At 66.1% G+C, this 20,369-nt stretch carries 25 protein-coding genes; 11 read left to right on the top strand and 14 right to left on the bottom strand.

What is annotated here, in order from left to right:
* The first annotated feature begins 48 nt into the window (after positions 1 to 48).
* Genes I6I07_RS16080 through I6I07_RS16095 form a run of 4 tightly spaced genes read left to right on the top strand, consistent with a single transcriptional unit; the run spans position 49 to position 1,592 of the window.
* On the top strand, positions 49 to 366 hold the full coding sequence (locus I6I07_RS16080) for a hypothetical protein (protein ID WP_232625601.1): 318 nt from the start codon (positions 49 to 51) through the stop codon (positions 364 to 366).
* Position 367: 1 nt separating this feature from the next.
* Positions 368 to 646, top strand: coding sequence for a hypothetical protein (locus I6I07_RS16085; RefSeq protein WP_116521047.1), 279 nt, complete (start codon positions 368 to 370; stop codon positions 644 to 646).
* Positions 643 to 1,134 (top strand): hypothetical protein, encoded by a 492-nt coding sequence (locus I6I07_RS16090; protein ID WP_198482826.1) that lies wholly within the window; start codon positions 643 to 645, stop codon positions 1,132 to 1,134. The genes I6I07_RS16085 and I6I07_RS16090 overlap by 4 nt, the downstream gene beginning before the upstream one ends.
* Positions 1,131 to 1,592 carry a hypothetical protein gene (locus tag I6I07_RS16095; RefSeq protein ID WP_232625602.1) on the top strand — a complete coding sequence of 154 codons (462 nt, stop codon included), beginning with the start codon at positions 1,131 to 1,133 and terminating at the stop codon, positions 1,590 to 1,592. The genes I6I07_RS16090 and I6I07_RS16095 overlap by 4 nt, the downstream gene beginning before the upstream one ends.
* 12 nt (positions 1,593 to 1,604) lie before the next feature.
* Here I6I07_RS16095 and I6I07_RS16100 read toward each other — a convergent pair whose 3' ends face one another.
* From I6I07_RS16100 to I6I07_RS16110, 3 genes are read right to left on the bottom strand one after another with little or no spacing between them, the layout of a single operon-like run.
* Positions 1,605 to 2,096 (bottom strand): RIP homotypic interaction motif-containing protein, encoded by a 492-nt coding sequence (locus I6I07_RS16100; RefSeq protein ID WP_198482827.1) that lies wholly within the window; start codon positions 2,094 to 2,096, stop codon positions 1,605 to 1,607.
* A gap of 60 nt (positions 2,097 to 2,156) precedes the next feature.
* A complete protein-coding gene (locus I6I07_RS16105; RefSeq protein ID WP_198482828.1) occupies positions 2,157 to 2,450 on the bottom strand; it encodes a hypothetical protein in 294 nt (97 codons plus the stop codon).
* Positions 2,451 to 2,498: 48 nt separating this feature from the next.
* Entirely contained in the window at positions 2,499 to 3,161 is a 663-nt protein-coding gene (locus tag I6I07_RS16110; protein ID WP_198482829.1) for an SOS response-associated peptidase, read from the bottom strand.
* Positions 3,162 to 3,757: 596 nt separating this feature from the next.
* On the opposite strand from I6I07_RS16110, the gene I6I07_RS16115 reads away from it, so the two are divergent.
* A complete protein-coding gene (locus tag I6I07_RS16115; RefSeq protein ID WP_198482830.1) occupies positions 3,758 to 3,928 on the top strand; it encodes a hypothetical protein in 171 nt (56 codons plus the stop codon).
* 2 nt (positions 3,929 to 3,930) lie between these two features.
* Complete coding sequence (locus I6I07_RS16120) at positions 3,931 to 4,308, top strand: hypothetical protein (protein ID WP_198482831.1); 378 nt, start codon at positions 3,931 to 3,933, stop codon at positions 4,306 to 4,308.
* 162 nt (positions 4,309 to 4,470) lie between these two features.
* On the opposite strand, the gene I6I07_RS16125 is transcribed toward I6I07_RS16120, so the two are convergent.
* Positions 4,471 to 5,406, bottom strand: coding sequence for an alpha/beta fold hydrolase (locus I6I07_RS16125; RefSeq protein ID WP_420094503.1), 936 nt, complete (start codon positions 5,404 to 5,406; stop codon positions 4,471 to 4,473).
* Between the two features lie 94 nt (positions 5,407 to 5,500).
* Here I6I07_RS16125 and I6I07_RS16130 point away from each other — a divergent pair, with 94 nt between their 5' ends.
* Positions 5,501 to 6,085, top strand: a complete 585-nt coding sequence (locus I6I07_RS16130) for a CGNR zinc finger domain-containing protein (protein WP_198482832.1) — start codon at positions 5,501 to 5,503, stop codon at positions 6,083 to 6,085.
* A gap of 105 nt (positions 6,086 to 6,190) precedes the next feature.
* Here the strand turns inward: I6I07_RS16130 and I6I07_RS16135 are convergent, their stop codons facing one another.
* The gene (locus I6I07_RS16135; protein WP_198482833.1) at positions 6,191 to 6,592 is read right to left on the bottom strand and encodes a DUF6157 family protein; all 402 of its coding nucleotides are present in this window, start codon (positions 6,590 to 6,592) and stop codon (positions 6,191 to 6,193) included.
* 127 nt (positions 6,593 to 6,719) lie between these two features.
* Positions 6,720 to 7,337 carry a LysE family translocator gene (locus tag I6I07_RS16140; protein ID WP_198482834.1) on the bottom strand — a complete coding sequence of 206 codons (618 nt, stop codon included), beginning with the start codon at positions 7,335 to 7,337 and terminating at the stop codon, positions 6,720 to 6,722.
* An 81-nt stretch (positions 7,338 to 7,418) separates the two neighbouring features.
* On the opposite strand from I6I07_RS16140, the gene I6I07_RS16145 reads away from it, so the two are divergent.
* Positions 7,419 to 7,871 carry an Lrp/AsnC family transcriptional regulator gene (locus tag I6I07_RS16145; RefSeq protein ID WP_198482835.1) on the top strand — a complete coding sequence of 151 codons (453 nt, stop codon included), beginning with the start codon at positions 7,419 to 7,421 and terminating at the stop codon, positions 7,869 to 7,871.
* A 10-nt stretch (positions 7,872 to 7,881) separates the two neighbouring features.
* Here the strand turns inward: I6I07_RS16145 and I6I07_RS16150 are convergent, their stop codons facing one another.
* A complete protein-coding gene (locus I6I07_RS16150; RefSeq protein ID WP_198482836.1) occupies positions 7,882 to 8,817 on the bottom strand; it encodes a hypothetical protein in 936 nt (311 codons plus the stop codon).
* A 197-nt stretch (positions 8,818 to 9,014) separates the two neighbouring features.
* Here I6I07_RS16150 and nadS point away from each other — a divergent pair, with 197 nt between their 5' ends.
* Entirely contained in the window at positions 9,015 to 9,335 is a 321-nt protein-coding gene (gene nadS, locus I6I07_RS16155; protein WP_232625603.1) for a NadS family protein, read from the top strand.
* Between the two features lie 58 nt (positions 9,336 to 9,393).
* Here nadS and I6I07_RS16160 read toward each other — a convergent pair whose 3' ends face one another.
* The 4 genes from I6I07_RS16160 to I6I07_RS16175 form a co-directional block, all read right to left on the bottom strand.
* Positions 9,394 to 10,011, bottom strand: a complete 618-nt coding sequence (locus I6I07_RS16160; protein ID WP_006390459.1) for a LysE family transporter — start codon at positions 10,009 to 10,011, stop codon at positions 9,394 to 9,396.
* Positions 10,012 to 10,155: 144 nt separating this feature from the next.
* Entirely contained in the window at positions 10,156 to 11,847 is a 1,692-nt protein-coding gene (locus I6I07_RS16165; RefSeq protein WP_198482837.1) for a flagellin, read from the bottom strand.
* Between the two features lie 353 nt (positions 11,848 to 12,200).
* Positions 12,201 to 12,908, bottom strand: a complete 708-nt coding sequence (locus tag I6I07_RS16170) for a response regulator transcription factor (protein WP_198482838.1) — start codon at positions 12,906 to 12,908, stop codon at positions 12,201 to 12,203.
* A gap of 107 nt (positions 12,909 to 13,015) precedes the next feature.
* Positions 13,016 to 13,447, bottom strand: coding sequence for a hypothetical protein (locus tag I6I07_RS16175; protein WP_198482839.1), 432 nt, complete (start codon positions 13,445 to 13,447; stop codon positions 13,016 to 13,018).
* 442 nt (positions 13,448 to 13,889) lie between these two features.
* Between I6I07_RS16175 and I6I07_RS16180 the strand changes: the two genes are divergently transcribed.
* Positions 13,890 to 14,939 (top strand): hypothetical protein, encoded by a 1,050-nt coding sequence (locus I6I07_RS16180; RefSeq protein ID WP_198482840.1) that lies wholly within the window; start codon positions 13,890 to 13,892, stop codon positions 14,937 to 14,939.
* 11 nt (positions 14,940 to 14,950) lie between these two features.
* Positions 14,951 to 16,123: an MFS transporter gene (locus tag I6I07_RS16185; protein ID WP_198482841.1), complete on the top strand. Its 1,173-nt coding sequence runs from the start codon at positions 14,951 to 14,953 to the stop codon at positions 16,121 to 16,123.
* Positions 16,124 to 16,225: 102 nt separating this feature from the next.
* Here the strand turns inward: I6I07_RS16185 and I6I07_RS16190 are convergent, their stop codons facing one another.
* From I6I07_RS16190 to I6I07_RS16200, 3 genes are all read right to left on the bottom strand, one after another.
* On the bottom strand, positions 16,226 to 18,607 hold the full coding sequence (locus tag I6I07_RS16190) for a TonB-dependent siderophore receptor (RefSeq protein ID WP_198482842.1): 2,382 nt from the start codon (positions 18,605 to 18,607) through the stop codon (positions 16,226 to 16,228).
* Positions 18,608 to 18,711: 104 nt separating this feature from the next.
* Positions 18,712 to 19,674, bottom strand: coding sequence for a FecR domain-containing protein (locus I6I07_RS16195; RefSeq protein WP_198482843.1), 963 nt, complete (start codon positions 19,672 to 19,674; stop codon positions 18,712 to 18,714).
* Entirely contained in the window at positions 19,667 to 20,164 is a 498-nt protein-coding gene (locus I6I07_RS16200) for a sigma-70 family RNA polymerase sigma factor (RefSeq protein WP_035360761.1), read from the bottom strand. Before I6I07_RS16200 ends, I6I07_RS16195 begins: the two co-directional genes overlap by 8 nt.
* Between the last annotated feature and the right edge of the window lie 205 nt (positions 20,165 to 20,369).

A 20,369-nucleotide genomic window follows, 5' to 3' on the forward strand; every position in this document is an offset into this window, starting at 1 on the left:
GAGCGTCGGCACCGTTGCTCGCTTCGGCGGGCTTTTTTTCGTCTATAGGTGACGCGATTGAATATCCAAGACTTCGACGCCCTCGCGGCAAAGTTCGCCGGTGTACTGGGGGCCGCCGTATCCATGCGCTATTTGCAGGGGTCCTGGCCGGCACGCTTGAGCATGGCCGCCAGCGGATCGCTCGTGGCCTATTACGGCTCGCCCTACCTATCGCTGCTGCTGGGCATTCCGGAAGGCCTAGCCGGCTTCCTGACCGGCATGTTCGGTATGGCTATTGTGTCGCGCGCTTGGGAGGCCGTGCAGGCGGCGCCCATCGGCGCCCTGTGGCAGGCAGTGATTGACCGCGTGCGCGGCAAAGGGGCGTGATATGGACAGCACCATCTACTTGACCTTGTGGGCCGTGCTGGCGTTCGTCAGCTGGCTCATCGTCGCCGGCGGCGCCGTGCTGGCTGTCTTCTCGCGCGCCATCAAGGACACCACTTTCGAGCGGATCGGCCTGGCCGCTGTCAGCTTGACCGCCACCGGCGCGGCGTGCCGGATCTTCATTGCGGGCTGGGCCAGTGCCGGTGATGCCGCGCTTGCCGCGTCCGCTGCCTTTTACGTCGCCGCGGTGACGGCAAAGCACATCAGGAAACCGACACTATGACCATCAATACCATCGTTTCTGGCGCCATCAGCCCGGCACTGGCGCTGCTGCCGGCGCGCATGGACACGCCGGCGGCGCGCGTGATGCTGCTGGCCATCGGCCTGCAGGAAAGCCGCTTCGTGCACCGGCGCCAGATCGGCGGCCCGGCGCGCGGCTTCTGGCAGTTCGAAAAGGGCACGCGCGCCAGCCGCGGCGGCGTGTGGGGCGTGTTCCTGCACGCGGCGAGCAAGGACCAGCTGGCGGTGCTGTGCAAGGCCCGCAGCGTGGCCTGCGACCCGGACGCGATCTATTCCGCGCTCGAGTATGACGACGTGCTGGCCGCAGGCGTCGCGCGGCTGCTGCTGTGGACCGATCCGAAGGCGCTGCCGGCCGTGGGCGACGTCGGCGGCGGCTGGGAGCTGTACCTGCGCACCTGGCGGCCCGGCAAGCCGCATCCGCAGACCTGGCCGGATCTATACCGCCAGGCCGCCGCGCAGGTGCAGCCGTGAACCCGTTCTGGCGCATGGCCGCGCCGTGGATCGGCGGCGCGCTGGTGGTGCTGGTGCTGGGCGCCGGCTTTTTGCTGAATGGCGCCCACCGGGAGGCGTCCGGCGTCGCCAAGGAACGCGCCCGCGCCGAGGCCGCGCAGCGCGCCATCACCGAAGCCTACCAACTGGAGAAAGACCGTGCTGATGCCCAATACCGCGGCGCCGTGCTGGCGCGCCAAGCTGCGCAAACTGGCCTGGCTGCTGCCCGCGCTCAGCTTGACCGCGTGCTCCGCGCCGCCGGCCGTGATCCCGCGAATCCCCGAGCCGGCCGCCGACCTGATGAGGCCGGCGCCGACTGGATCGGAGGTTTTGCAGCGTGCTACGCGGAATATGGAGACCTGGCTACCGACGCAGCAGGGTGGGCTGACCAGGTGAACGGGCTGCAGGGCTACATCCGGGGGCTGCGTAGCCCCCGTTAAGCCCTGCTCGGATTACACCAATGCGCCGGCGATGCCACCGGCAATACTGATAACCAGCGGGTGCGTGAGGAACGCCTTCAGGCGCGATTTTGCTTCAGCCTTTTCTTCCGGGGACGAGTTGGAATCATCGATTTTCTTGACCATCTCGTTGATTGCCACTTGGAAATTCATTAGGTTGTGGTCTCCCACCTGAATACCCGTCGAATCGTGAATGTTTACTGTGGTCGAAGTTGCCGCACTTGGGGATCGCAATGCGGTGGTCTTTTCGATTGCGAGTTGCCAATTTGGGGGGATCCCGCCCATGCCGTTGTAAAACTGAGCGGATAAGACTAAGTAGCTCTCCTCTCTGCCGGTGGGGAGCTTTCTAACGATGTGATCGCCTTCCTCAACGTCGAAGTCCTTATTCTTGACAATGAGGCTTTTCGCGGACAGCGTCCCGCGGTACGGGCCAGCTCGGCTGCCATCGCTTTTTTGCACGTACACGTCGGCGTTACTCAAATCCATATCCGTCTCCATGATTGTGGGACGGACAAATGTGCCATGTGTAGCAAAATAAGTCACGTCTCACCGCGGCCCCATGCCCTTGCGCAGCTTGCGCGGCTCCTCGAGCAGTTCGGCCGTCATCTGGTCGCGCTCGATCACACAGGGCTCCTCGGCCAGGCTGGCCAGCAGATCATCGTAGATCTCGCCCATCAGGCTGGCGGGCCGCTTCAGGTCGCCGGACACCTGATGCAGGCGCAACAGCATCGAACGCAGGCGCTTGATCTCCCACAGCAGGGCGATCACATCGGGGTTCCAGGGCTGGCGCTCGCGGATCGCGCGCAGCTCATCGGTGGGTAGGGGGGCTTTGAACGGCATGGCGGAAAACACTGGTTGTGCATCCAGTATATTCCGCAATAATCGGGGTCACTTCATAGGGGTTGCCACCAGCCGGTCGGCCGGGAAAGGCACCAGGAAATCCCGTGTCGCATCGGCCGGCGCGGTGAGCCAGTCGCCGTAGGCGCCCTCCGGCAGGATGACGACCATGCGTTTCTCCTTGCCGGCCTGGTGGTAGTCCCGGAACAGCGGATCCTGGTCGGCGTTGATGGTGAGCATGGTGTAGCTCTCCTGCAGCTGGCCGGCGGCGTCGCGCCAGCGGTCCCACAGGCCGGCGATACCCAGCGGCGCGCCGTCGGCCCGGGTGAACCTGGTGGCCACCGCGGCGCCGGATCTCCAGTCGGGTTCGAAGATGGCGTCGGCGGGGATGATGCAGTGCTGGGCCCGGCGCCAAGCGTTGCCGAAGGTGAACGACTTGGCCGCCGTCTCGCCGCGCGCGTTGAACGTGGACAGCTTGCCGGCCTTGTCGAGGCCGTCCACCTTGGTCATGGCGCTGATCAGGCCCCAGCGCCCCACGACCGCCTCGCGCTCGGGCACCGCTTCGTCGCCGGCGTCATGCTCGACCGGCCGCCGGATGAACACGCCCGGATAGCGTGGCCACATGTCGTACTTGCCGCCGGCCGGCTTGTTGGGCGCGCCGAACTTTTTCAACAGCAGCTCGGCGTCCTTCAGGGTCTGGTAGTGGCTGCACATAGTGGCCTCCCGTGGGAAGGGCCAGTATAGGGGTGAAATTCGCGGTGGCGACACCCTGGAGAACCGCACAAAACCGTGGCTGAATTCCGACGCCATGCCACCAGTTTCGCCCGGAGAGCCGCGAAAACACTGGGAATTACGCAGGATTGTGATTCCAGTTGTCGTGGGTTCGAGTCCCATCAGCCACCCCAAAGAATTCAAGTGAAATAAGGCACTTACGCGCAAGCGGAGTGCCTTTTTTTCATTGCGCGAAGGCCGGCGCCGCAGGCGCCGACCAGTCCAACCCCGTGGTCAAGCCAAATTTTGTTGATGCTGGCAAGACACGCATCGTGTCGCCGAAAACTAGCCGGTGGATACGAACCCAGTCGGCGATTCAGAGACAGGTAGAGCAGGATGAAAGTCTCTGGAGGTCGGGGCTCCCCGACCTCCAAAGGCGTGAATGCATCCGCTTTTGCGCGTCTTGTGCTGACACGGCGGCTCGGATCCCTCATTGTCGCAACGCCCGACAATTCTTGCGGGACGGGGCCTGGCCCAGGACTTCATTTGAGTGTTGTCAATCTTGACAACGCTTGTTCTTTGTTGGCAAGATTGACAACATGAACGCTACTCTGATTCTCAGTGAGAAGAGCGTCGATGCCGAAGGCGGCATTATGCAAATCGTTATCTGGAAGGTGCCACAGCCAGTTCCGCCGACCTCACACGAATTTCGCGGTGTGGCGCAATTGCTAGAGGACTTCGTCGCTGAGGTCACGAAATGGAGGACCTGAACATGAAGCGAACTCTGACTGTCACTATCAATCAGGACTGGCGTGCCTTTCTGACCAGCGCCAGCAAGCGAGCCGTCGCCGGGGCACAGTCCGGCGGGTATCAGGGGGAAAGGCTGAACTTCGAATCCGCAGCGGCATTCTTTGGGCAGTTGACGGAGCTGAGGTGGAACATGGTGCGGGAGATGCTGGGCGCGGGTCGAGTCGGCGTGCGCGAGCTGGCCCGCCGCCTGGGCCGGGATGTGAGGCGCGTGCACCAGGATGCGCGCGTTCTCGTCGATCTTGGGCTTCTGGAGCAAGACGTGGAGGGCGGGTTGATATGCCCATTCGCTGATATCCACATCGATATGCATCTCACCGAGGACATGCGCAAAGCTGCGTAGCAGGCTGACGAACCTCGCCAAAGAAAAACCGCCCGCATGGGCGGTTTTTCTTTGGTTGTGGCGGTGGATCTCATCCGCCGCAGAGGCGCGGGGCCGCCCACACAGGACGAACCCTTCGGGTGGGGTTATCCGTAGTGCACGCGCGTATGTGCGATCTCATTATCACTTCACATTCCGGTCCAGAAACTCCCGGATAACCCCGCCGATCTCCACCCCATGCGTCTCCAGCGCCAGGTGCCCCGTGTCATAGAACCGCACGTCCGCGCCCGGAATATCGCGCTTCCACGCCTCGGCGCCGGCAGGCAGGAAGAACGGATCGTTCTTGCCCCAGACAGCCAGCAGCGGCGGTTGGTACTGCCGAAAGTACGCCTGGAACGCCGGATATTTCTCCACGTTCGACGCATAGTCCAGCAGCAGGTCGAGCTGCACCTCGGCGTTGCCCGGGCGGGACACCAGATGGCTTTCCAGCGCGATCGCATCGGGCGCGACCAGGGTCTTGTCCGGCACGCCTTCTAGGTACTGCCATTCGATCGACGCAGGCGTGGGGAAGTCGCGCAGCGCCTCGCGATTGGCCTGTGACGGTTCCTTCCAGTATCGCTGGATCGGCGCCCAGCCCTGGCCCAGTCCTTCCTCGTACGCATTGCCGTTCTGCGAAACGATGGCGGTGATGCGGTCGGGATGCGCCGCCGCGAGGCGCCAGCCCACCGGCGCGCCATAGTCGAAGACCTGGATGGCGTAGCGGTCCAGCTTCAGCTGCCGGGTGAACTGGTCGATGGTCCTTGCCAACTGGTCGAACGTGTAGGCGTACTTGCCGCGGGCGGGCGCCTCGGTGAAGCCGAAACCCGGCAGGTCCGGCGCGATGACGTGGTACTTGTCCGCCAGCATCGGAATCAGATTGCGATACATGAACGACGAGGCCGCATAGCCGTGCAGCAGCAGCACCGCCGGCGCGTCGGGCGCGCCCGCCTCGCGATAGAACACCTTCACGTCGCCCACCTGTTCGAACCGGTGGTGGACCTGGAGGTCGGCGGCCTGCGCGCTGCCGGCCAGCACCAGCGCCGCCAGCCCGGCCGCGCCCTTTGATGTCTTCGAAGCCATGACAAATTTCCTCGTAACCTATAAATTGAATTTTGAAGGTTACTCATGTTTGATGTAACTGGTCAATTTATTTTTTATAGGTTACATTGGGTGCATGCTGGAAACCGCCAAAACCCCAAAAGCCCCGCTGTTCGTCGGGGACGACCTCGCGCTCGACTTCATCAACAGTGAATTCGGGGTGGGGGCGGCGCATCACGACTGCTTCGCCGACGACGAGGCCGTGCTCGCCTGGCTGAAACTGGCCGGCGTGCTGCCCGAGGACGTCGGCGTGGCGCCCAAGGGGTTGAAGACGCTGGCCCTGCGGCTGCGCGACAACGCCAGGTCGCTGGTGCATGCCGCCAAGCACGAAGGCGCGTCGGACGCCAGCGTCGTCAACCAGGTGCTCCAGGCCGGCCGCGCGTCCAAGGAGTTGCAGTGGGACGACGCCAGCGCGTCGTTCAAGGTGGTCAGGCAGCGCCGCCACGACGACGCGGCCAGCTTTCTCGAACCGATCGCGCAGGCCGTCGTCAGGCTGCTGACCGACACACAGCTGGAACTCGTGCGGCAATGCGAAGCGCACGACTGCACGCTGATGTTCCACGACAAGACCAAGTCGCACCGGCGCCGCTGGTGCAGCATGGCCCTGTGCGGCAACCGCATGAAAGTGGCGGCGTTCCGCTCGCGCAAGAAGGGCGAATGACGCGGCGGCCGCAAGGCAACCGTTCTACGCGCTCGTTCCAAAACAGATGGCTGGCAAACCGCAAGGCGCAAGCGCCGATGCGCGCGCCGTATTCACCCATCACGGCTATCCAGCCCGCTTGCTGCGCATCCCCGCCACGATCTTCAGGTCGGCGCGCGCGCTGAGTTCGCGATAGTCCTCGCTGCCGACGCCATAGGCCGCGACCTTCGCGTCCGCGTCGTGGTGCAGGCCCCAGCCGAATTGCTTGACCAGCGGCGAGGCGCGCAGGCACGCCTGCGGCTTGGCGAAGAACGCCTCGCGCGCCGGCTTCCTGTCCTTGGCCGCGATGCCTTGGCGGATGACGTGCACCTCGAACAGCAGGTCGTCGCTGGTGTAGTGATAGGGCTGCCGCGTCAGCAGCTCGTGCTGGATCTGCGCGATCGAGCCCGCCTTGGTTGGCGTGGCCCCCGCCGTGGCGGTGCTGTCGGGAGAGACCGTGATGAAGGCTTCCGTGTAGTTGGTCGTCATGGTGCGAGCGCTCGTGCGGTGGGACGATGGCGGCGGATCATGACGCAGCATAGCCGTTCAAGCGGGCACGCCGCCAGCCGTCGCATGAACCGGGCCGGCGCGAGTCGCCTTGCCGCGTCGGCAGGCCCTAGCGGTGAAACAGGGCCATGAAGCCCGCCGCCATGAGGATCATCCCGCCGGCGGCGCTGTCGACCAGGCGCCGCCGCGCATCGCTCAGGCCCGCGCCGCCGAAACGGCCCAGCGCGACGCAGATGCCTGAATACACCACCCCGCACCAGAACATGAAGGCCGCCGACAGCATCACGGCCTGCAGCGTGGTGTCGCCCAGCCGCGGGTCCATGAATTGCGGCAGGATGGCCAGGTAGACCATCATCCCTTTCGGGTTGAGCAGCGACGTCAGGAAGCCCTTGCGCAACTGGTCCTTGACCCGCGTGCCGGGCGCCTGGACGCCGCCGGGCCGCAAGGCCGCCCGCACCAGCTTGTAGGCCAGGTACACCAGGTAGGAGATGCCGACCCAGCGGATCGCCTCGAACAGCGCCGGCGACGCGGCCACGACCGCGGCCAGCCCCAACGCAACCAGCAGCGAGTGGACGCAATAGCCCAGCACCACGCCGGCGGTGGCGCGAAACCCGGCCGCCGTGCCGCTGGAAACCGCTTGCGAGGCGATGAAAAGGATATCCGGGCCGGGCGTGCAGACCAGCGGGATGACCGTTGCCGAAAACAGGAAAAGTGTCGAGAAGTCCATGGCGAAAGCTTATCGGCGAGCGCCCGGAAGGTGCTTCCAATATCTTGCAGGGAACTCTCGATCCGAGGCAAACTATCGCGCATGGATGACATCGACAGAAAGATTCTTGCGGAGCTGCAGGCCAACGGCCGACTTTCGCTCACCGACCTGGGAGAGCGCATTGGGCTGAGCCTGTCGCCGTGCCACCGGCGCGTCCGGGCGCTGGAAGAGGCCGGCGTCATCGCCGACTACCGCGCCAACATCGACCCCGCGGCGGTGGGGCTGAGTTTTTCCGCGATCGTGTTCGTCACGCTGCGCAGCACCGACCGCGCCGCCGTGAAGGCCTTCGAGGACGCGGTGCCGCAGGTGCCCGAGATCATCCAGGCGCAGCGCCTGTTCGGCGATCCGGACTTCATGCTGCACGTCATCACCACCGACCTTGCCGCGTACCAGAAGCTGTACGACTACAGCCTCTCGACATTGCCGAGCGTGCAGCGGCTGTCGTCCACCCTGGTCATGAAGAACATCGTGCAGAACCGGCCGCTGCCGCTTTGATCCCGCGGGCCTAGCGCGTCATTTTCTCCGTCAGGTTTTCCATCGGCGTGTAGTGGATCACGAGCACCCCGGACGGGGAGTCCTGCTTGTTGGGATCGCGCCTGAGCGTGGCGCCGACCAGGTTGTCGTCCACGGCGCCACGCCAGTGCTCGTCGCCCGGGCGGGTCGTGTCCGCCTTGCGTCCCATGAGCGCGACGGCGAGCTGGCGCAGCGCGGCGACGCCGGCCACGGTGGACGCTGATTCGACCACCGCATACGAGAACCGTGACTCCGCGAAGCAATAGCTGATCCGCGCCGGCTTGGCCGCCTGCCAGTGGGAATCCTTGGGCGTGGGCGCGGCGTAGCACACCGCGTCGGCCCCCTTGGCGGGTGAGGGATCGGACAGGGACAACGACGGAGGCGCCGCCCATTTCTGTTCGCCGATGCCCGCGTCCAGCTTCGCTTCGACGGGCAGCGGCGGCCAGTCCAGGCCGGACGTATCGAACAGGAACTGCTGGTTGCCGGCGCCGGCGACGGACACCTCGACGGTCACGCTTCGGGCCAGCCGGATCGTCTCCAGCATCACCTTGGGTTGGGACAGGTGAATGCTGGCCGTGTCCTGGATGGGCGCCGTGCTCGATTCCTGGACGGGCGCGGTGGCCACCTCGACCCATTCGCCCTGGTCAAAGCGCGCGGAAACCTTGCAACCCGTCGAGGGGCAGCGGAAGCGCCCGTTGTCGATCGCCAGATAGGGACTGATGCTCTCCGAGGTCGCGCGGATCACCAGGCTGACGCGGATGTCCGCTTTGCCTACCGTCGCCGACGGCACGCTGTTCGAGGATTGCAGGATCGCCAGGCGCTCGGGAATGTCGCACGCATCGGCGCCGCAGGTCTTGTAGGTCCAGGCGGCCTGGGCCAGGCATGGCACGGCGAGTAGCGCCAGGGCGAGGGATCGGAGGTTTTTCATTGGCATCATCGAGGGTCACGCAAGTGGCTCTGATGCCTTGATTCTACGAGGCTGAAGCCGCCCGGGGCAATTTGGCTTGGCCGTGCAGCCGCGACGGGACGCATCCTGGATCGACGGCGTGTCGATGATGACGAAAACGTCCCAAGGTCGTGCGCCTGTCACGCGCAGGAGGGCCATGAAAGTGAAGGAGCTATGAAATGCCCAAGAAGGCTAAATCAAAGACGACGGAACGGTCCACGTTTGATCTGTTGAACGAAGGGTTGGACCACGCGCGAGCCATTCGCAGGGGGGAACTGGCGCCCGGCCGGGTCACGAAGTTCGAGCCGATCGACGTGCGGGCCATTCGTGAGCGTGTCCAGATGTCCCAGGCCGAATTCGCCGCGGCCATCCATGTCAGCACCCGCACGCTGCAGAATTGGGAGCAGCGGCACCGAAATCCAACCGGGCCTGCCATCGCGCTGCTCAAGATCGTGGAACGCGCGCCCGACGTCGCCGTGAAAGTGCTTCAATCCGCATGACTGCATCAGTGCATCAGTGCATGACTGCTTGCGAGATCGACGGCCGTATCGGCGTCGCCTACCGGATCGCCGCCAGCTTCACCGCGAACCCCAGCAGGAACACCCCCGCCAACCGCTCCAGCAGGTTGGCGACGCGCGGATTGGCGCGCATCCGTTGCGCCAGGTGGTGCGTCAGCAGCACGGCCACCAGGCCATAGAGAAACGTCAGCGCCGCCACCGTGACCGCCATGAACGCGAACGTCACGATCCCCTGATGCCGGACCGGATCGATGAACAGCGGAAAGAACGCCATGTAGAACATGATCGCCTTGGGGTTCAGCAAGGTGATCATCGCGGTCTGACGCAGATAGTGGCCATTGTCCATGCGGCTCGGGCGCGGCGGCGCGCCGGGCTTGCTGCGCATCATCTGCAGGCCCAGCCAGGCGAGATACGCGGCGCCGGCCCACTGCACGATGTGAAACGCCGTGGGATAGGCGGCCAGCAGGGCCGAGACGCCGGCTACCGCCAGCCACATCAGCACCTGGTCGCCCAGGATCACGCCGCAGGTCGCGGCCAGGCCCGCCTTGACGCCGCCTTTGCCGGTGGCCGTGAGCAGCGCGAAGTTGCCCGGGCCGGGGATGATCAGCAGCATGATGAAGGCGAGCACGAATGCGCCATAGTCGGTGACACCGAGCATGGAAAGACTCCCGAAAAGGTAGCGGGCATTGTAGATCCGCCGGGCGCGACGCGCGGCGGGGCTCGGCTGACAAGAAAAAGGCCGGCCACCGCCCGCCGCGATGCGCGGCGGGTGGTGGCCGGCCCGATGGGCTGGCCTACGCGATCAACGCAGCAGCGACAGCACGGTCTGCGGCACCTGGTTGGCCTGCGCCAGGACCGACGTGCCGGCCTGCTGCAGGATCTGGGCCTTCGACATGTTCGACACTTCCGTGGCGTAGTCGGCGTCCTGGATGCGCGAGCGCGCGCCGGACAGGTTGTTGATGACGTTGTTCAGGTTGGCGATCGTCGATTCCAGGCGGTTCTGCACGGCGCCCAGTTCGCCGGTCAGCTTGTCCAGCTTGGTGAACGCGGAATCCAGCGTCTTCATGGGATCGGCGGTCAGCGTGCCCTTGCTGGTGGTGTCGGTGGTCAGCTTGCCCGACGCGCTGACATAGGCGAGCGAACCGATCTTGGGCGCGTAGTCGCCAGTGCCATTGCCGCCCGTCACGGTAGCTTTGCCCGAGGTGGGGTCGACATGGTAGTCCGTGTTGACGGTCTTGGTGGTCGTGAACGCATCCTTTTCATCGACGAAGGTGTTGGTCGACACGCCGGAGGTGAAGCTCACCGTGGCGGCGGTGATGCCCGAACCCAGCGTGATGGTTGTGTCGTTGGTCGTGGTGTTGGCTTTGGCCATGGCCAGCAGCGCATCGGACGAGATGGTATTGACGAACGTCACGTTGTTGGCCGTGGTGGTGTTCACGTACGTCTTGCCGCCGATGGAAAGCGACGAGCTGCCGGCTGCTGCGGTGTTGGTCGACACGGCGGTCAGCACGGTGTTGAGCGTGGCGGCGGTGGCTCCGGCGCTGTTGTTGGTCATGTTGCCGCCGGCATCGAGGTACGCCGCCGAGCCATTCATCTTGATGGCGCCCGTGGCATCGACTTCGAAGGTGCTCGACGCCGTGCCGTTGCTGTGGATGTAGGTACCGGTGGTGGTGCCGGTGGCCGGTCGCAACGCGGTGCCCAGGGCGGTGACGGCAGCGGCGCTCGAGGCCGACTTGTCGGTGAACGAGAAGTTCTTGTTGGTGGCATCGTAGGTGTAGGTCGTGCCGGTAGCGGCCGTGCCCACGGTGACCTTGTTGCCGTTTTCAAGCTTGCCGAACACCTGCTCGGCGGTCGCGGCGGCGTGCGTCGTCGTGACTTGCCATTCATTGGCGGCGGTGGTCACGCCGCCCGCGGCCGCCAGGTCGGTGACGGTGGCCGTGCTGTTCTGGGTCACACCCGAGCCGTTGACGTTGAAGCCGTCCAGGCCCAGCGTCTTGATGCTGATTTCCGACAGGTTCAGGCTGATGGTTTCGTTGTCATTGGCGCCGACCTGCAGCGTCAGGGGCTCCGCCTTGGCCGACAGCACCTTCACGCCGTTGAAGTCGGTTTGCTGCGAGATGCGGTCGATGTCCGACAGGCGCTGATTGATTTCGTCCTGCATCGAGTTGCGCTGCTCTTGCGAGTAGCTGCTGTTGCCGGCCTGCACCGCCAGTTCGCGCACGCGTTGCAGGTGGGTGTTGATCTCGGCCGCGGCGCCTTCGGTGGTCTGCGCCAGCGAGATGCCGTCGTTGGCGTTGCGCGCTGCCTGCGTCAGGCCCTTGACGTTGGCGGTGAAGCGGTTGGCGATGGCCATGCCGGCCGCGTCGTCCTTGGCGCTGTTGATGCGCAGGCCCGACGACAGGCGTTCGATCGCGGTGCCGAGCGCCGATTGCGATTTGTTGAGATTGTTCTGCGCGACCAGCGACAGATAGTTGGTATTGATGACTGCGGCCATGTGTAAGCTCCTAGGCAGAGAAAGGCTTGATCGCACCGGGCAGGGAACTGCCCGGTTGCCAACGTGATGAACTGATTCTCAGCATTCAGGTTCGTCCGTTGCCAGGACTACGACATGGCGAAAATGATCTTTAGACAACCGCCGGCCAAACGGCAGTCTTATGATTTTTTATGAGATTTGGTAGCCGCGGCATGCAATGCGAGCGCATGCATGTGCCCATAAAAGAAGGCCCCACCCGCGGATAAGCGGGTGGGGCCTTCGGGCCTTGTCTCTCTTGGGGAAAGTTTGCAAGACACGTGTAGTGTAAGCATTTGGCGCGGCGAGAAACTCACAAATACTCGACACCGTGTGGATCAGGCGTGCATGGCGATGCGGATCATGCTTTCACGCATCACCAGCAAGGAGCCTTCGGAATAGATGTTGCGGATCTGCATGGGCGCGTCGCGCAGGGTCGCGAGTTTCTTGCGCACCCGGTAAAGCAGCGCGTCGATGCGGTGCTGGTCGTAGATGACTTCCGGATAGCCCAGGATCTGCGACATCCGTTTGTGGCTGACGGGAAATTTCGGGCTCTGGATCAGCGTTGCCATGACGATGGATTCCTTTGCCGTCAGGCTCAGCTGTTCGCCGTTCGACGATCGCAGCTGGCGCGATTGCACGTCCAGGGTCCAGTTGCCGCGCAAGACCGGGCCGGGTGTCGCGGTCACGAGCCGGCGTTCGAGCGCGCTGACGGTGACGGCCAGCAGCGCGAGCTGGATCGGCTTGATCAGGTAGTGGTCGGCGCCGTCGCTCAGGCTTTGCAGCTGCGCGGGCATGCGCACGTTGTCGGTCAGCACGATGATGCCCATGGCGGGAAACGCGCGGCGCAACGAGGCGATGTGGTCGAGCATGTCGCCGTCAGGCAGCGATGCCGCCGTCACCAGGATGCCGGGCGGGTCCTGCCGGATGTGCGCCAGCGCGTCCTGCAGGGTGCCGCAGGCGAGCACGCCACGTCCGAGCCCGGCGATGTGGCTCGACACGCTTTCCGCCCATTGCGGCGGATCTTCAACGACAAGGACGCGCATACCTGCACTTGATTTCCCGGGCCACGGATTGTGTCGGCGTCTGGATGGCGGGCCTTCTTCCTCCAGCGCGGCATCATGGAAACGATGCCAATCCGATTCTAGATTTGTCAGTGGCGGAAAACGCGATCAGTAGTCTTACTGGCAGTCTGATAATGATGGCGAAACGGCGTCGCGATGCCGCGCAACGCGACAGGCGCCAGGCACACCACCAGGATGAGGAAGCCGACCTGCGCCAGATAGAACGGCGCGGACCATTGGCCATGGGTGGCGACATACCAGGTGTTGTGCAACACATCGCTGACGATGATCAGCAGCGTCAGCCACACGCCCGCGCGCGGCCGCACGAACAGCAGCGCGGCGGCCAGCGGGTCCAGCAGGGTCAACCCGCTCCAGTAGAGCTTGCTGAAGGTCGAGGTCGCGGCGCCGTAGCCGTAGTCCCACAGCCATCCATGTTCGATGACCGCCACGACATGGTTGTACGTGGCGCCGAGCAGGCATGCGGCGAACAGCATACGGATGGCGAGGGATGCGCGAGGCATCGGGCAGGCTCCACGGCAAGGGATCGGACGGCAGCTTAGCAGAGCGCCTCCGCGCCCTGGGCGGGCCTTCGGTGAAGCGAGCCAGCGGATGATGCGGCCTTGCCGGACCAGGCCGGGCGAGCCATCGACGGTGGTGCGATGTCGACGCATCAATGGACCAGCGCGTCCGGGACGTCGTGCCCCTTCAGAAACAATCGCAACAATAGTTTTCGAGTCGTCAGGCAAGCAATGGGCCCTCGCGCCGCGGGATGACCGCGTATCATCTGGCCACGGCCCGCGTCATTGCTGGCGTTGCGTCCGCCAGTACACCCCGGCCGCGAGAAATCCCGCCGCGCCTTCCGGGCCAGCCGATGTTTCAACCCGCCACGCGGCCATTGCGATCCGGCCCCGAGCCAGTAGCATGCGCGCTCAATACGATTCAGCCTCATTTAAGGACCGATCCATGACCTTGCCGCGCCCGCGCCTTGCCTTGTCCCTCCTGACGCTTACGCTGGCCTTGTCGGGGTGCGTGAACATTCCGTCATCGAACGGGTACGGCACTCGCGACGATCCGCGCTACGGGCAGTTGCTGGACCTGATCAATGAGGCGCTGAAGGCCGACATGGCCGTGGTGCTGGTGGCCGACCTGATGCCGCATGCGTCGCTGAAAGACGCCATGACCATGACGCAGTGGACGCCGACCGTGATCTGGATGCACGAGAAGGCGCCGCAGGTGACCTTCAGCCGCAAGTTCCAGACCAATTCGCTCAAGCGCGATCCCAAGGAAACCTACCTGTTCCAGGCGTTCGAGGTGCATATCCTGCCGCCCGGCAAATACCTGCTGACCGGCGGCGACGACTACAAGCTGAATGCGCTGCTCGACCAGGTCGGTGCCAAGCGCGGACCTGAGGGATCGGGCCGCGGCGCCAACGGCACCGCCTATCTGTCGCCCGAGCTCTATCGCGAGTTCTACAGGCAGGAAGCGTGGCGCGACGCCACCACCCACACCGAGACCAAGACGCGCCAGGTCTGCACCGCCGTGCACATGGCGTCGGGGGCGTGCGTGAGCTGGGGCCAGCAGCAGTACAGCGAGACCACGGCCGGCATGCCGGCGGGCTACTACGAGGAAACCGATTCCCGCGACATTCCCGCCATCAAGGTGCAGGCGCGCATTCCGCCCAAGCAGGCGCTGGCGAGCTTCACGCTGCAAGGCGGCCAGCTGGTGCTGAGCCAGCGCATGCACCTGAAGACGCCCAGCTACAAGTTCCGCCAGCAGTCCTGCCGCGCGGTCGATCCCAAGATGATCGAATGCCCGCTCGAGGACCTGACCGTCTACACCCGCCCGGCGCCGATGGAGTTCACGCGGCAGTTCATCGCGCAGCGCACCAACCTGAGCGCCGAGCACCAGGCGCTGCTGGCCAAGCTGCAGCCCATGCAGATCACGCCGCTGGGCAAGCAGGGCATGGAGGATCCGATCTGGGGCGTGCCGCTGTCGATGGACAAGGGCCGCTAGGCCGGCGCGCGATGCAACGCCATGTCCTTGTCCTGCTGCTGCTCGCGCTGACCCAGATCGTCGGCTGGGGCGTGGTCGGCGTGCTGCCGGTCATCGCCGCCCCGGTCGCATCCGACCTGGGCGCCACCTTGCCCTCGGTGTTCCTGGGCACGTCGGTCATGTATGTCGCGATGGGGCTGGCCGCGCCGCTGGCCGGCCGCGCGTTCCGCCGCTTCGGCACGCGCCGGGCCATGGCGGCGGGCGCCGGGCTGATCGGACTGGGCCTGGCCCTGCTCGCGCTGTCTCCCGGCCTGTGGGCCTTCTGGGCCGCCTGGACGCTGGTCGGCGTGGCGGGCGCGGCGTTCCTGACGACCGGGGCATATGCCTACGTCGTGGAATACGCGCAGGACCGGGCACGCGGGCTCATCGGCACGCTGATGCTGGTGACGGGCCTGGCGGGCAGCGTGTTCCTGCCGGTCACGGCTTTCCTCGATCATCTGATGGGCTGGCGGGCGACACTTATCGTCTACGCCATCTGCATGCTGGCGCTGGTCGGCCCGTTGCTGTGGTTCGGCCTGCCGTCGACCGAGGCCGCGGCGGCCGCGGCCTCGCGCGACGCGGACGGACGCAAGGGCCCGGTGTTCGCGCTGCTGGTGGCCGCCATCGCGCTGAACAGTTTCGTCACCTTCGGCATCCAGGCGGTGGGCGTGCCGCTGCTGCAGGCCATGGACATGGATCTGCCTCGTGCTGTCGCGGTCGCCTCGCTGCTGGGCGTCTTCAAGGTCGGTGGGCGCGTGCTCGACCTGCTGGGCGGGCGGCGCTGGGACGGGCTGTCCACCGGCATCGCTTCCGGCGCGATGATCCCGCTGGGGCTGGCCGTCATCGGGATCGGCGGCGCTGGCCTGCTGCCGGTGATCGGCTTCCTGCTGCTGTTCGGCGTCGGCAGCGGCGCCTTCGCGGTCGCGCGGGCCACCATGCCGCTGGTGTTCTTCGACAAGGCCGGCTATGCGGCGGCGATGGCCACCATCGCGCTGCCGATGAACCTGATCAACGCCTTGGCGCCGCCGCTGCTCGCGGCGTCCATGGACGCCGCCGGCGCGCCGGCCACCTTCGCCATGCTGGGCGGCTTGAGCGTGCTGGCGCTGGCGGTGTTGCTGCTGCTGGGCCGCATGCGGCCGCGGCCGGACCAGGCGCCAGCGGCCTGACGGCCCGGCGCCGCCTCCGCCACCCGCGCCTTCGCCGGTGCCAGCCGCGCCTTCAGCGGCTCTTTCAGCGGCCTCGGGCAGGCTGTCGCGGCCGTTGGCCGCTCACCACCGGTACGTGGCGCTGCCCATCACCACCCGGCGCGTGCCGTAGGCGCACTGCGTCGGCGTCACGCAGATCGCGTACACCTTGTCGAACAGGTTGCTGGCGTTCAGGTCGAAGCGCCAGTGCTGGTTCGCCACGTACCGCAGGCCCAGGTCGACCAGCGTGCGCGGCGGCGCCTTGCCCATGTCGTTGTTGGCGTCGATGAAGGTGGTGCCGACGTAGCGCGCGCCCGCGCCGCCGCCCAGGCCGGCCAGCGGTCCGCTCTGCACCGTGTAGTCCAGCCACAGCGAGGCCATGTGGGCCGGCTGCTGGGTCGGGTGCTTGCCTTCGGTGCCGTCGTTGGCCTTGGTGATCTTGGCGTCCACGTACGAATACGAGCCCAGCATGCGCCAGCCGCCGCCCAGCACCGCCGTGCCTTCGAGCTCTACGCCGCGCGAGCGTTGTTCGCCGGAAGTCGCCGAATAGGTCGGGTCGACGCTGTCGGTGGTCAGCACGTTGGTCATGCGCAGGTCGAACAGCGACAGCGTGGCGAAGCTCTGCGCGCCGTCCGGCTGGAACTTCATGCCCACTTCGTACTGCTTGCCGCGGCTGGGCGAGAACTGGTTGCCGTTGCGATCGCTGCCGATGTTGGGCTGGAACGACTCGGAGTAGCTGAAGTACGGCGCCAGGCCGATATCGCTGCGATACATCAGCGCGCCGCGGAAACTGTTGGCCGCGTCGCGCTGCTCGGTGCGCGCGCCGGTCAGGCGGTTGTCGAGCTTCTGTTCGGCCCAGTCGCGCCGCGCGCCCAGCGTCACCAGCCAGTGGTCGCCATACTTGATCTGGTCCTGCAGGTAGGCGCCCGTCTGGCGCAGGTGCGAGCGCTGGCTCGAGGCAATGCGCGTGATCGCGGGCGAGCCGTCGTAGTTCGGCTGGTACAGGTCCAGCACGCTGTTGGCGCCGCGGCCCTGGGTGCGCAACTGGTCGTAGTCGTAATAGTCCAGGCCGGCCAGCACCGTGTGTTTCCAGTCGCCGTGGGTGAAGCGGCCCTGCAGCTGGTTGTCCAGGCCGAACACGTCCACCTCGCGCATGTCCGAGAAGGGCAGGCGGTTGACGTACCGGAAGTTCTCGGCGGCATCGGGATCGGCTGCGTTCTTCTTGACGAAGCCCAGGCCGTAGCCGGCGGTCTTGACGCGATAGCTCAGGTGCGAATAGCGGAAGTTCTGGCGGAACTGGAAGATGTCGTTGAACTCGTGGTTGAGTTCGTAGCCGAACATGGTCTGCTCGCGCTTGGTGTTATCCAGGTCGGGGTCGCCGACGAAGGTGTTGGTCGGGATCTTGCCATTGGGGTTGCCCAGCGCCGTGCCCTGCGCCGGCAGGAACTGGCCGAAGCCGACGCGATCCTTCTGGTAGCTGGCCAGGATCGTGAGCGAGGTGCGGTCGCCGGGCCGGAAGGTGAACGACGGCGCGATGTAGGTACGGTCGTCCGGCGTGTAGCGCACCTGGGTGTCGGCCTCGCGCACCAGGCCCGTCAGGCGGTACAGCACCTTGTTGTCGTCGTCGAGCGGGCCGCTGAAATCGAACGCCGCCTGCCGGTTGCCGTAGCTGCCGCCGGACAGCTGGATCTCATGCAGGGGGCTGTCGATGGGGCGCTTGGACACCATGTTGATCAGGCCGCCTGGGGCGTTCTGGCCATACAGCACCGACGACGGGCCGCGCAGCACGTCCAGCTGTTCCAGCCCGTAGGGCTCGATGCGGAACTCGGTGTTCGATTGCAGCCGCAGGCCGTTCAGGTACAGGCCCAGCGTCGATTCGCTGACGCCGCGGATGTTGATCCAGTCGTAGCGGGTCTCGGCGCCGGCGTTGTCGGGCAGCACCCCCGCGCTGTAGCGCAGCGCCTGGCTGACGGTCTGCGCGCCCAGCGTGTCCATGGTCTCGCGGGTGATCACCGACACCGATTGCGGCGTTTCCAGCAGCGGCGTGTCGGTCTTGGTGGCGGTGGCGGTGTTGGTCGGCACGAACCCCGGATTGGCGGCCTCGCCTTCGCGCCGCCCGGTCACCGTCACGGCGGGCAGCTCCGCCGTCGCGCCGCTGGCCGGCGCCGGCTGCACCACATAGGCGCCGGGCTGGGAGCCGGGGCGCGCCGTCAGGCCGTGGCGCGCCAGCAGCGCGGCGAAGCCGTCCTGCACGCCATAGCTGCCATGCAGGCCGGCGCTCTGGCGGCCGGCGGTCAGGGCGCCGTCGGCGGACAGGGTGACGCCGGCCTGGCGGGCGTAGGCGTTGAGCACCTGTTCCAGGCTGCCAGCCGGGATGTCGTAGCGGGCGGTCTGGGCCAGCGCCGGCAGCGCCATGGCGGCCAGCGCCAGCGCGGTCAGGGTGGTGAGGGTCTTGCGCGAAGGCATGTCGGGTCCTTGATGAGAGTGAAAGCCGGGGGCTCGCGGATATGGGCGAGGCCCCTCTACTCTCTATCCCGGACGAGATCGCAAAATCTGCAATGGCATTGGCGTCAGCGCGGGCGGACCACCGTCCACCAGCGCGTGTAGGTGTCGATCCGCACCGGCAGGGCATCGGCCAGCGCCCGCAGCGCGCTGTCGGTATCGCGCAGGCTGAAGACGCCGCTGACACGCAGGTGCGCCAGCGCCGGTTCGCCGCGCAGCACGCCGCGGCGATAGCGGCCGATCTCGTCCAGGAACCGCGGCAGCGGCATGGATTCGGCGGCCAGCACGCCATTGGGCCAGCCCGGTTCGCGCGCTTCGCGCGGCCCGTCCTGGCGCAGGCCGTGCGCGTCGTAGCGGCCGGCCTGGTTGCGCGACAGCAGCCGTGTCGCGCCGCCCGCGGCCGGCTGCAGCTCGACCTGGCCTTCCAGCACTTCGACGTCGGTGTAGTCGGCGCCCAGCGACACCGTATAGCGGGTGCCGTGGGCCACCGCGTTGCCATCGCGCGTGGCCACCAGGAAGGGCCGGGCGGCCGGGTCGGAATGGGTGCGCGCCAGCAGGCGGCCGCGCAGCAGCACCACGCGCCGCAGGCTGGCGGAATAGTCGATGTCCACCGCGCTGTCGCTGTCCAGCACCAGTTCGCCGCCATCCGGCAGGCGCAACGCGGTGATCTCGCCGAGCCCGCTGCGGGCATCGGCCCAGGCCGCCTGCCACGGCGACTGTGGCCACCAGCGTGCGCCGCAGACCGCTACGCCGCCGCCCAGCGCCAGCGACAGCAGCGCGCGTCGCGACAGCCGGCGGCCGCGCCGCAGCGCCGGGCCGGCGATGTCGCCGGGCAGGTCGCGCAGCCGTGCGCACAGGCCAGCCACGCGTTGCCAGGCCAGTTCGTGATCGGGGTGCTGACCGCGCCAATGGGCGCAGTCCTGGCGGTCGGCGGCGGTGGCCGCTTCGGACCAGAGCCGTGCGCTCCAGGCGATGGCGGCATTGACGATGGCCGGGTCCAGGCGCCGCTGGTCGTGCAGCGCGTCAGCCATACACCGCCTGGTAGCAGGCGCTGAGCGCGGTCACCATGTACTTCTGCACCGAACTGACGGACACCGCCAGCCGCGCCGCGATCTCCTTGTAGCCGAGGCCGTCCAGCTGCGACAGCAGGAAGGCCTCGCGCGCCTTGGCGGGCAGGCGGTCGAGCATGGCGTCGACTTCGGTGAGGGCCTCGAGAATCAGGGCGCGGGTTTCGGGCGAGGGCACCGAATCGGGCGGCAGCGCCGCGATGGCATCGAGATAGGATTGTTCCAGCGCGCGCCGGCGATGCAGGTCGATCACCAGGCCCTTGGCCACCTGCACCAGGAATGCCCGCGATTGCTCGTCGCGCGCCGGCAGGCGGCCGGAATGCATCAGGCGCAGGTAGGTGTCCTGCGCCAGGTCGGCGGCGTCGCCGTGATTGCCGAGCTTGCCTTGCAGCCAGCGCTTGAGCCAGCCATGGTGCCGGGAATACAGAAGACCGATGTCGAGGGCGTCTGCCATGGCGCGCGGGAATGGATACAAATAAGAACAATTATCATTTTATGAGCAGCGCCTGGCGAAGGCAATCCAAGGCTACTTATTACTGGAATTTATGTAGGGCTTAAGAAATTGCTTGAACCAGCACAGTGAATAGTCGGAAAAACACGCCATTCATAGGGTTATCCCTAATTCAATGCCCGCCCTACCATGCCCGTCCGGCTCAACA

The sequence above is a fragment of the Achromobacter deleyi genome (genome assembly GCF_016127315.1).
Lineage (GTDB): Bacteria > Pseudomonadota > Gammaproteobacteria > Burkholderiales > Burkholderiaceae_B > Achromobacter > Achromobacter insuavis_A.

Coding starts and splice junctions, on each gene's coding strand:
- I6I07_RS16085 (WP_116521047.1), top strand. CDS start 368: ATGGACAGCACCATCTACTTGACCTTGTGGGCCGTGCTGGCGTTCGTC.
- I6I07_RS16090 (WP_198482826.1), top strand. CDS start 643: ATGACCATCAATACCATCGTTTCTGGCGCCATCAGCCCGGCACTGGCG.
- I6I07_RS16100 (WP_198482827.1), bottom strand. CDS start 2,096: ATGGATTTGAGTAACGCCGACGTGTACGTGCAAAAAAGCGATGGCAGC.
- I6I07_RS16105 (WP_198482828.1), bottom strand. CDS start 2,450: ATGCCGTTCAAAGCCCCCCTACCCACCGATGAGCTGCGCGCGATCCGC.
- I6I07_RS16110 (WP_198482829.1), bottom strand. CDS start 3,161: ATGTGCAGCCACTACCAGACCCTGAAGGACGCCGAGCTGCTGTTGAAA.
- I6I07_RS16115 (WP_198482830.1), top strand. CDS start 3,758: ATGAACGCTACTCTGATTCTCAGTGAGAAGAGCGTCGATGCCGAAGGC.
- I6I07_RS16120 (WP_198482831.1), top strand. CDS start 3,931: ATGAAGCGAACTCTGACTGTCACTATCAATCAGGACTGGCGTGCCTTT.
- I6I07_RS16125 (WP_420094503.1), bottom strand. CDS start 5,406: ATGGCTTCGAAGACATCAAAGGGCGCGGCCGGGCTGGCGGCGCTGGTG.
- I6I07_RS16130 (WP_198482832.1), top strand. CDS start 5,501: ATGCTGGAAACCGCCAAAACCCCAAAAGCCCCGCTGTTCGTCGGGGAC.
- I6I07_RS16135 (WP_198482833.1), bottom strand. CDS start 6,592: ATGACGACCAACTACACGGAAGCCTTCATCACGGTCTCTCCCGACAGC.
- I6I07_RS16140 (WP_198482834.1), bottom strand. CDS start 7,337: ATGGACTTCTCGACACTTTTCCTGTTTTCGGCAACGGTCATCCCGCTG.
- I6I07_RS16145 (WP_198482835.1), top strand. CDS start 7,419: ATGGATGACATCGACAGAAAGATTCTTGCGGAGCTGCAGGCCAACGGC.
- I6I07_RS16150 (WP_198482836.1), bottom strand. CDS start 8,817: ATGAAAAACCTCCGATCCCTCGCCCTGGCGCTACTCGCCGTGCCATGC.
- nadS (WP_232625603.1), top strand. CDS start 9,015: ATGCCCAAGAAGGCTAAATCAAAGACGACGGAACGGTCCACGTTTGAT.
- I6I07_RS16160 (WP_006390459.1), bottom strand. CDS start 10,011: ATGCTCGGTGTCACCGACTATGGCGCATTCGTGCTCGCCTTCATCATG.
- I6I07_RS16165 (WP_198482837.1), bottom strand. CDS start 11,847: ATGGCCGCAGTCATCAATACCAACTATCTGTCGCTGGTCGCGCAGAAC.
- I6I07_RS16170 (WP_198482838.1), bottom strand. CDS start 12,908: ATGCGCGTCCTTGTCGTTGAAGATCCGCCGCAATGGGCGGAAAGCGTG.
- I6I07_RS16175 (WP_198482839.1), bottom strand. CDS start 13,447: ATGCCTCGCGCATCCCTCGCCATCCGTATGCTGTTCGCCGCATGCCTG.
- I6I07_RS16180 (WP_198482840.1), top strand. CDS start 13,890: ATGACCTTGCCGCGCCCGCGCCTTGCCTTGTCCCTCCTGACGCTTACG.
- I6I07_RS16185 (WP_198482841.1), top strand. CDS start 14,951: ATGCAACGCCATGTCCTTGTCCTGCTGCTGCTCGCGCTGACCCAGATC.
- I6I07_RS16190 (WP_198482842.1), bottom strand. CDS start 18,607: ATGCCTTCGCGCAAGACCCTCACCACCCTGACCGCGCTGGCGCTGGCC.
- I6I07_RS16195 (WP_198482843.1), bottom strand. CDS start 19,674: ATGGCTGACGCGCTGCACGACCAGCGGCGCCTGGACCCGGCCATCGTC.
- I6I07_RS16200 (WP_035360761.1), bottom strand. CDS start 20,164: ATGGCAGACGCCCTCGACATCGGTCTTCTGTATTCCCGGCACCATGGC.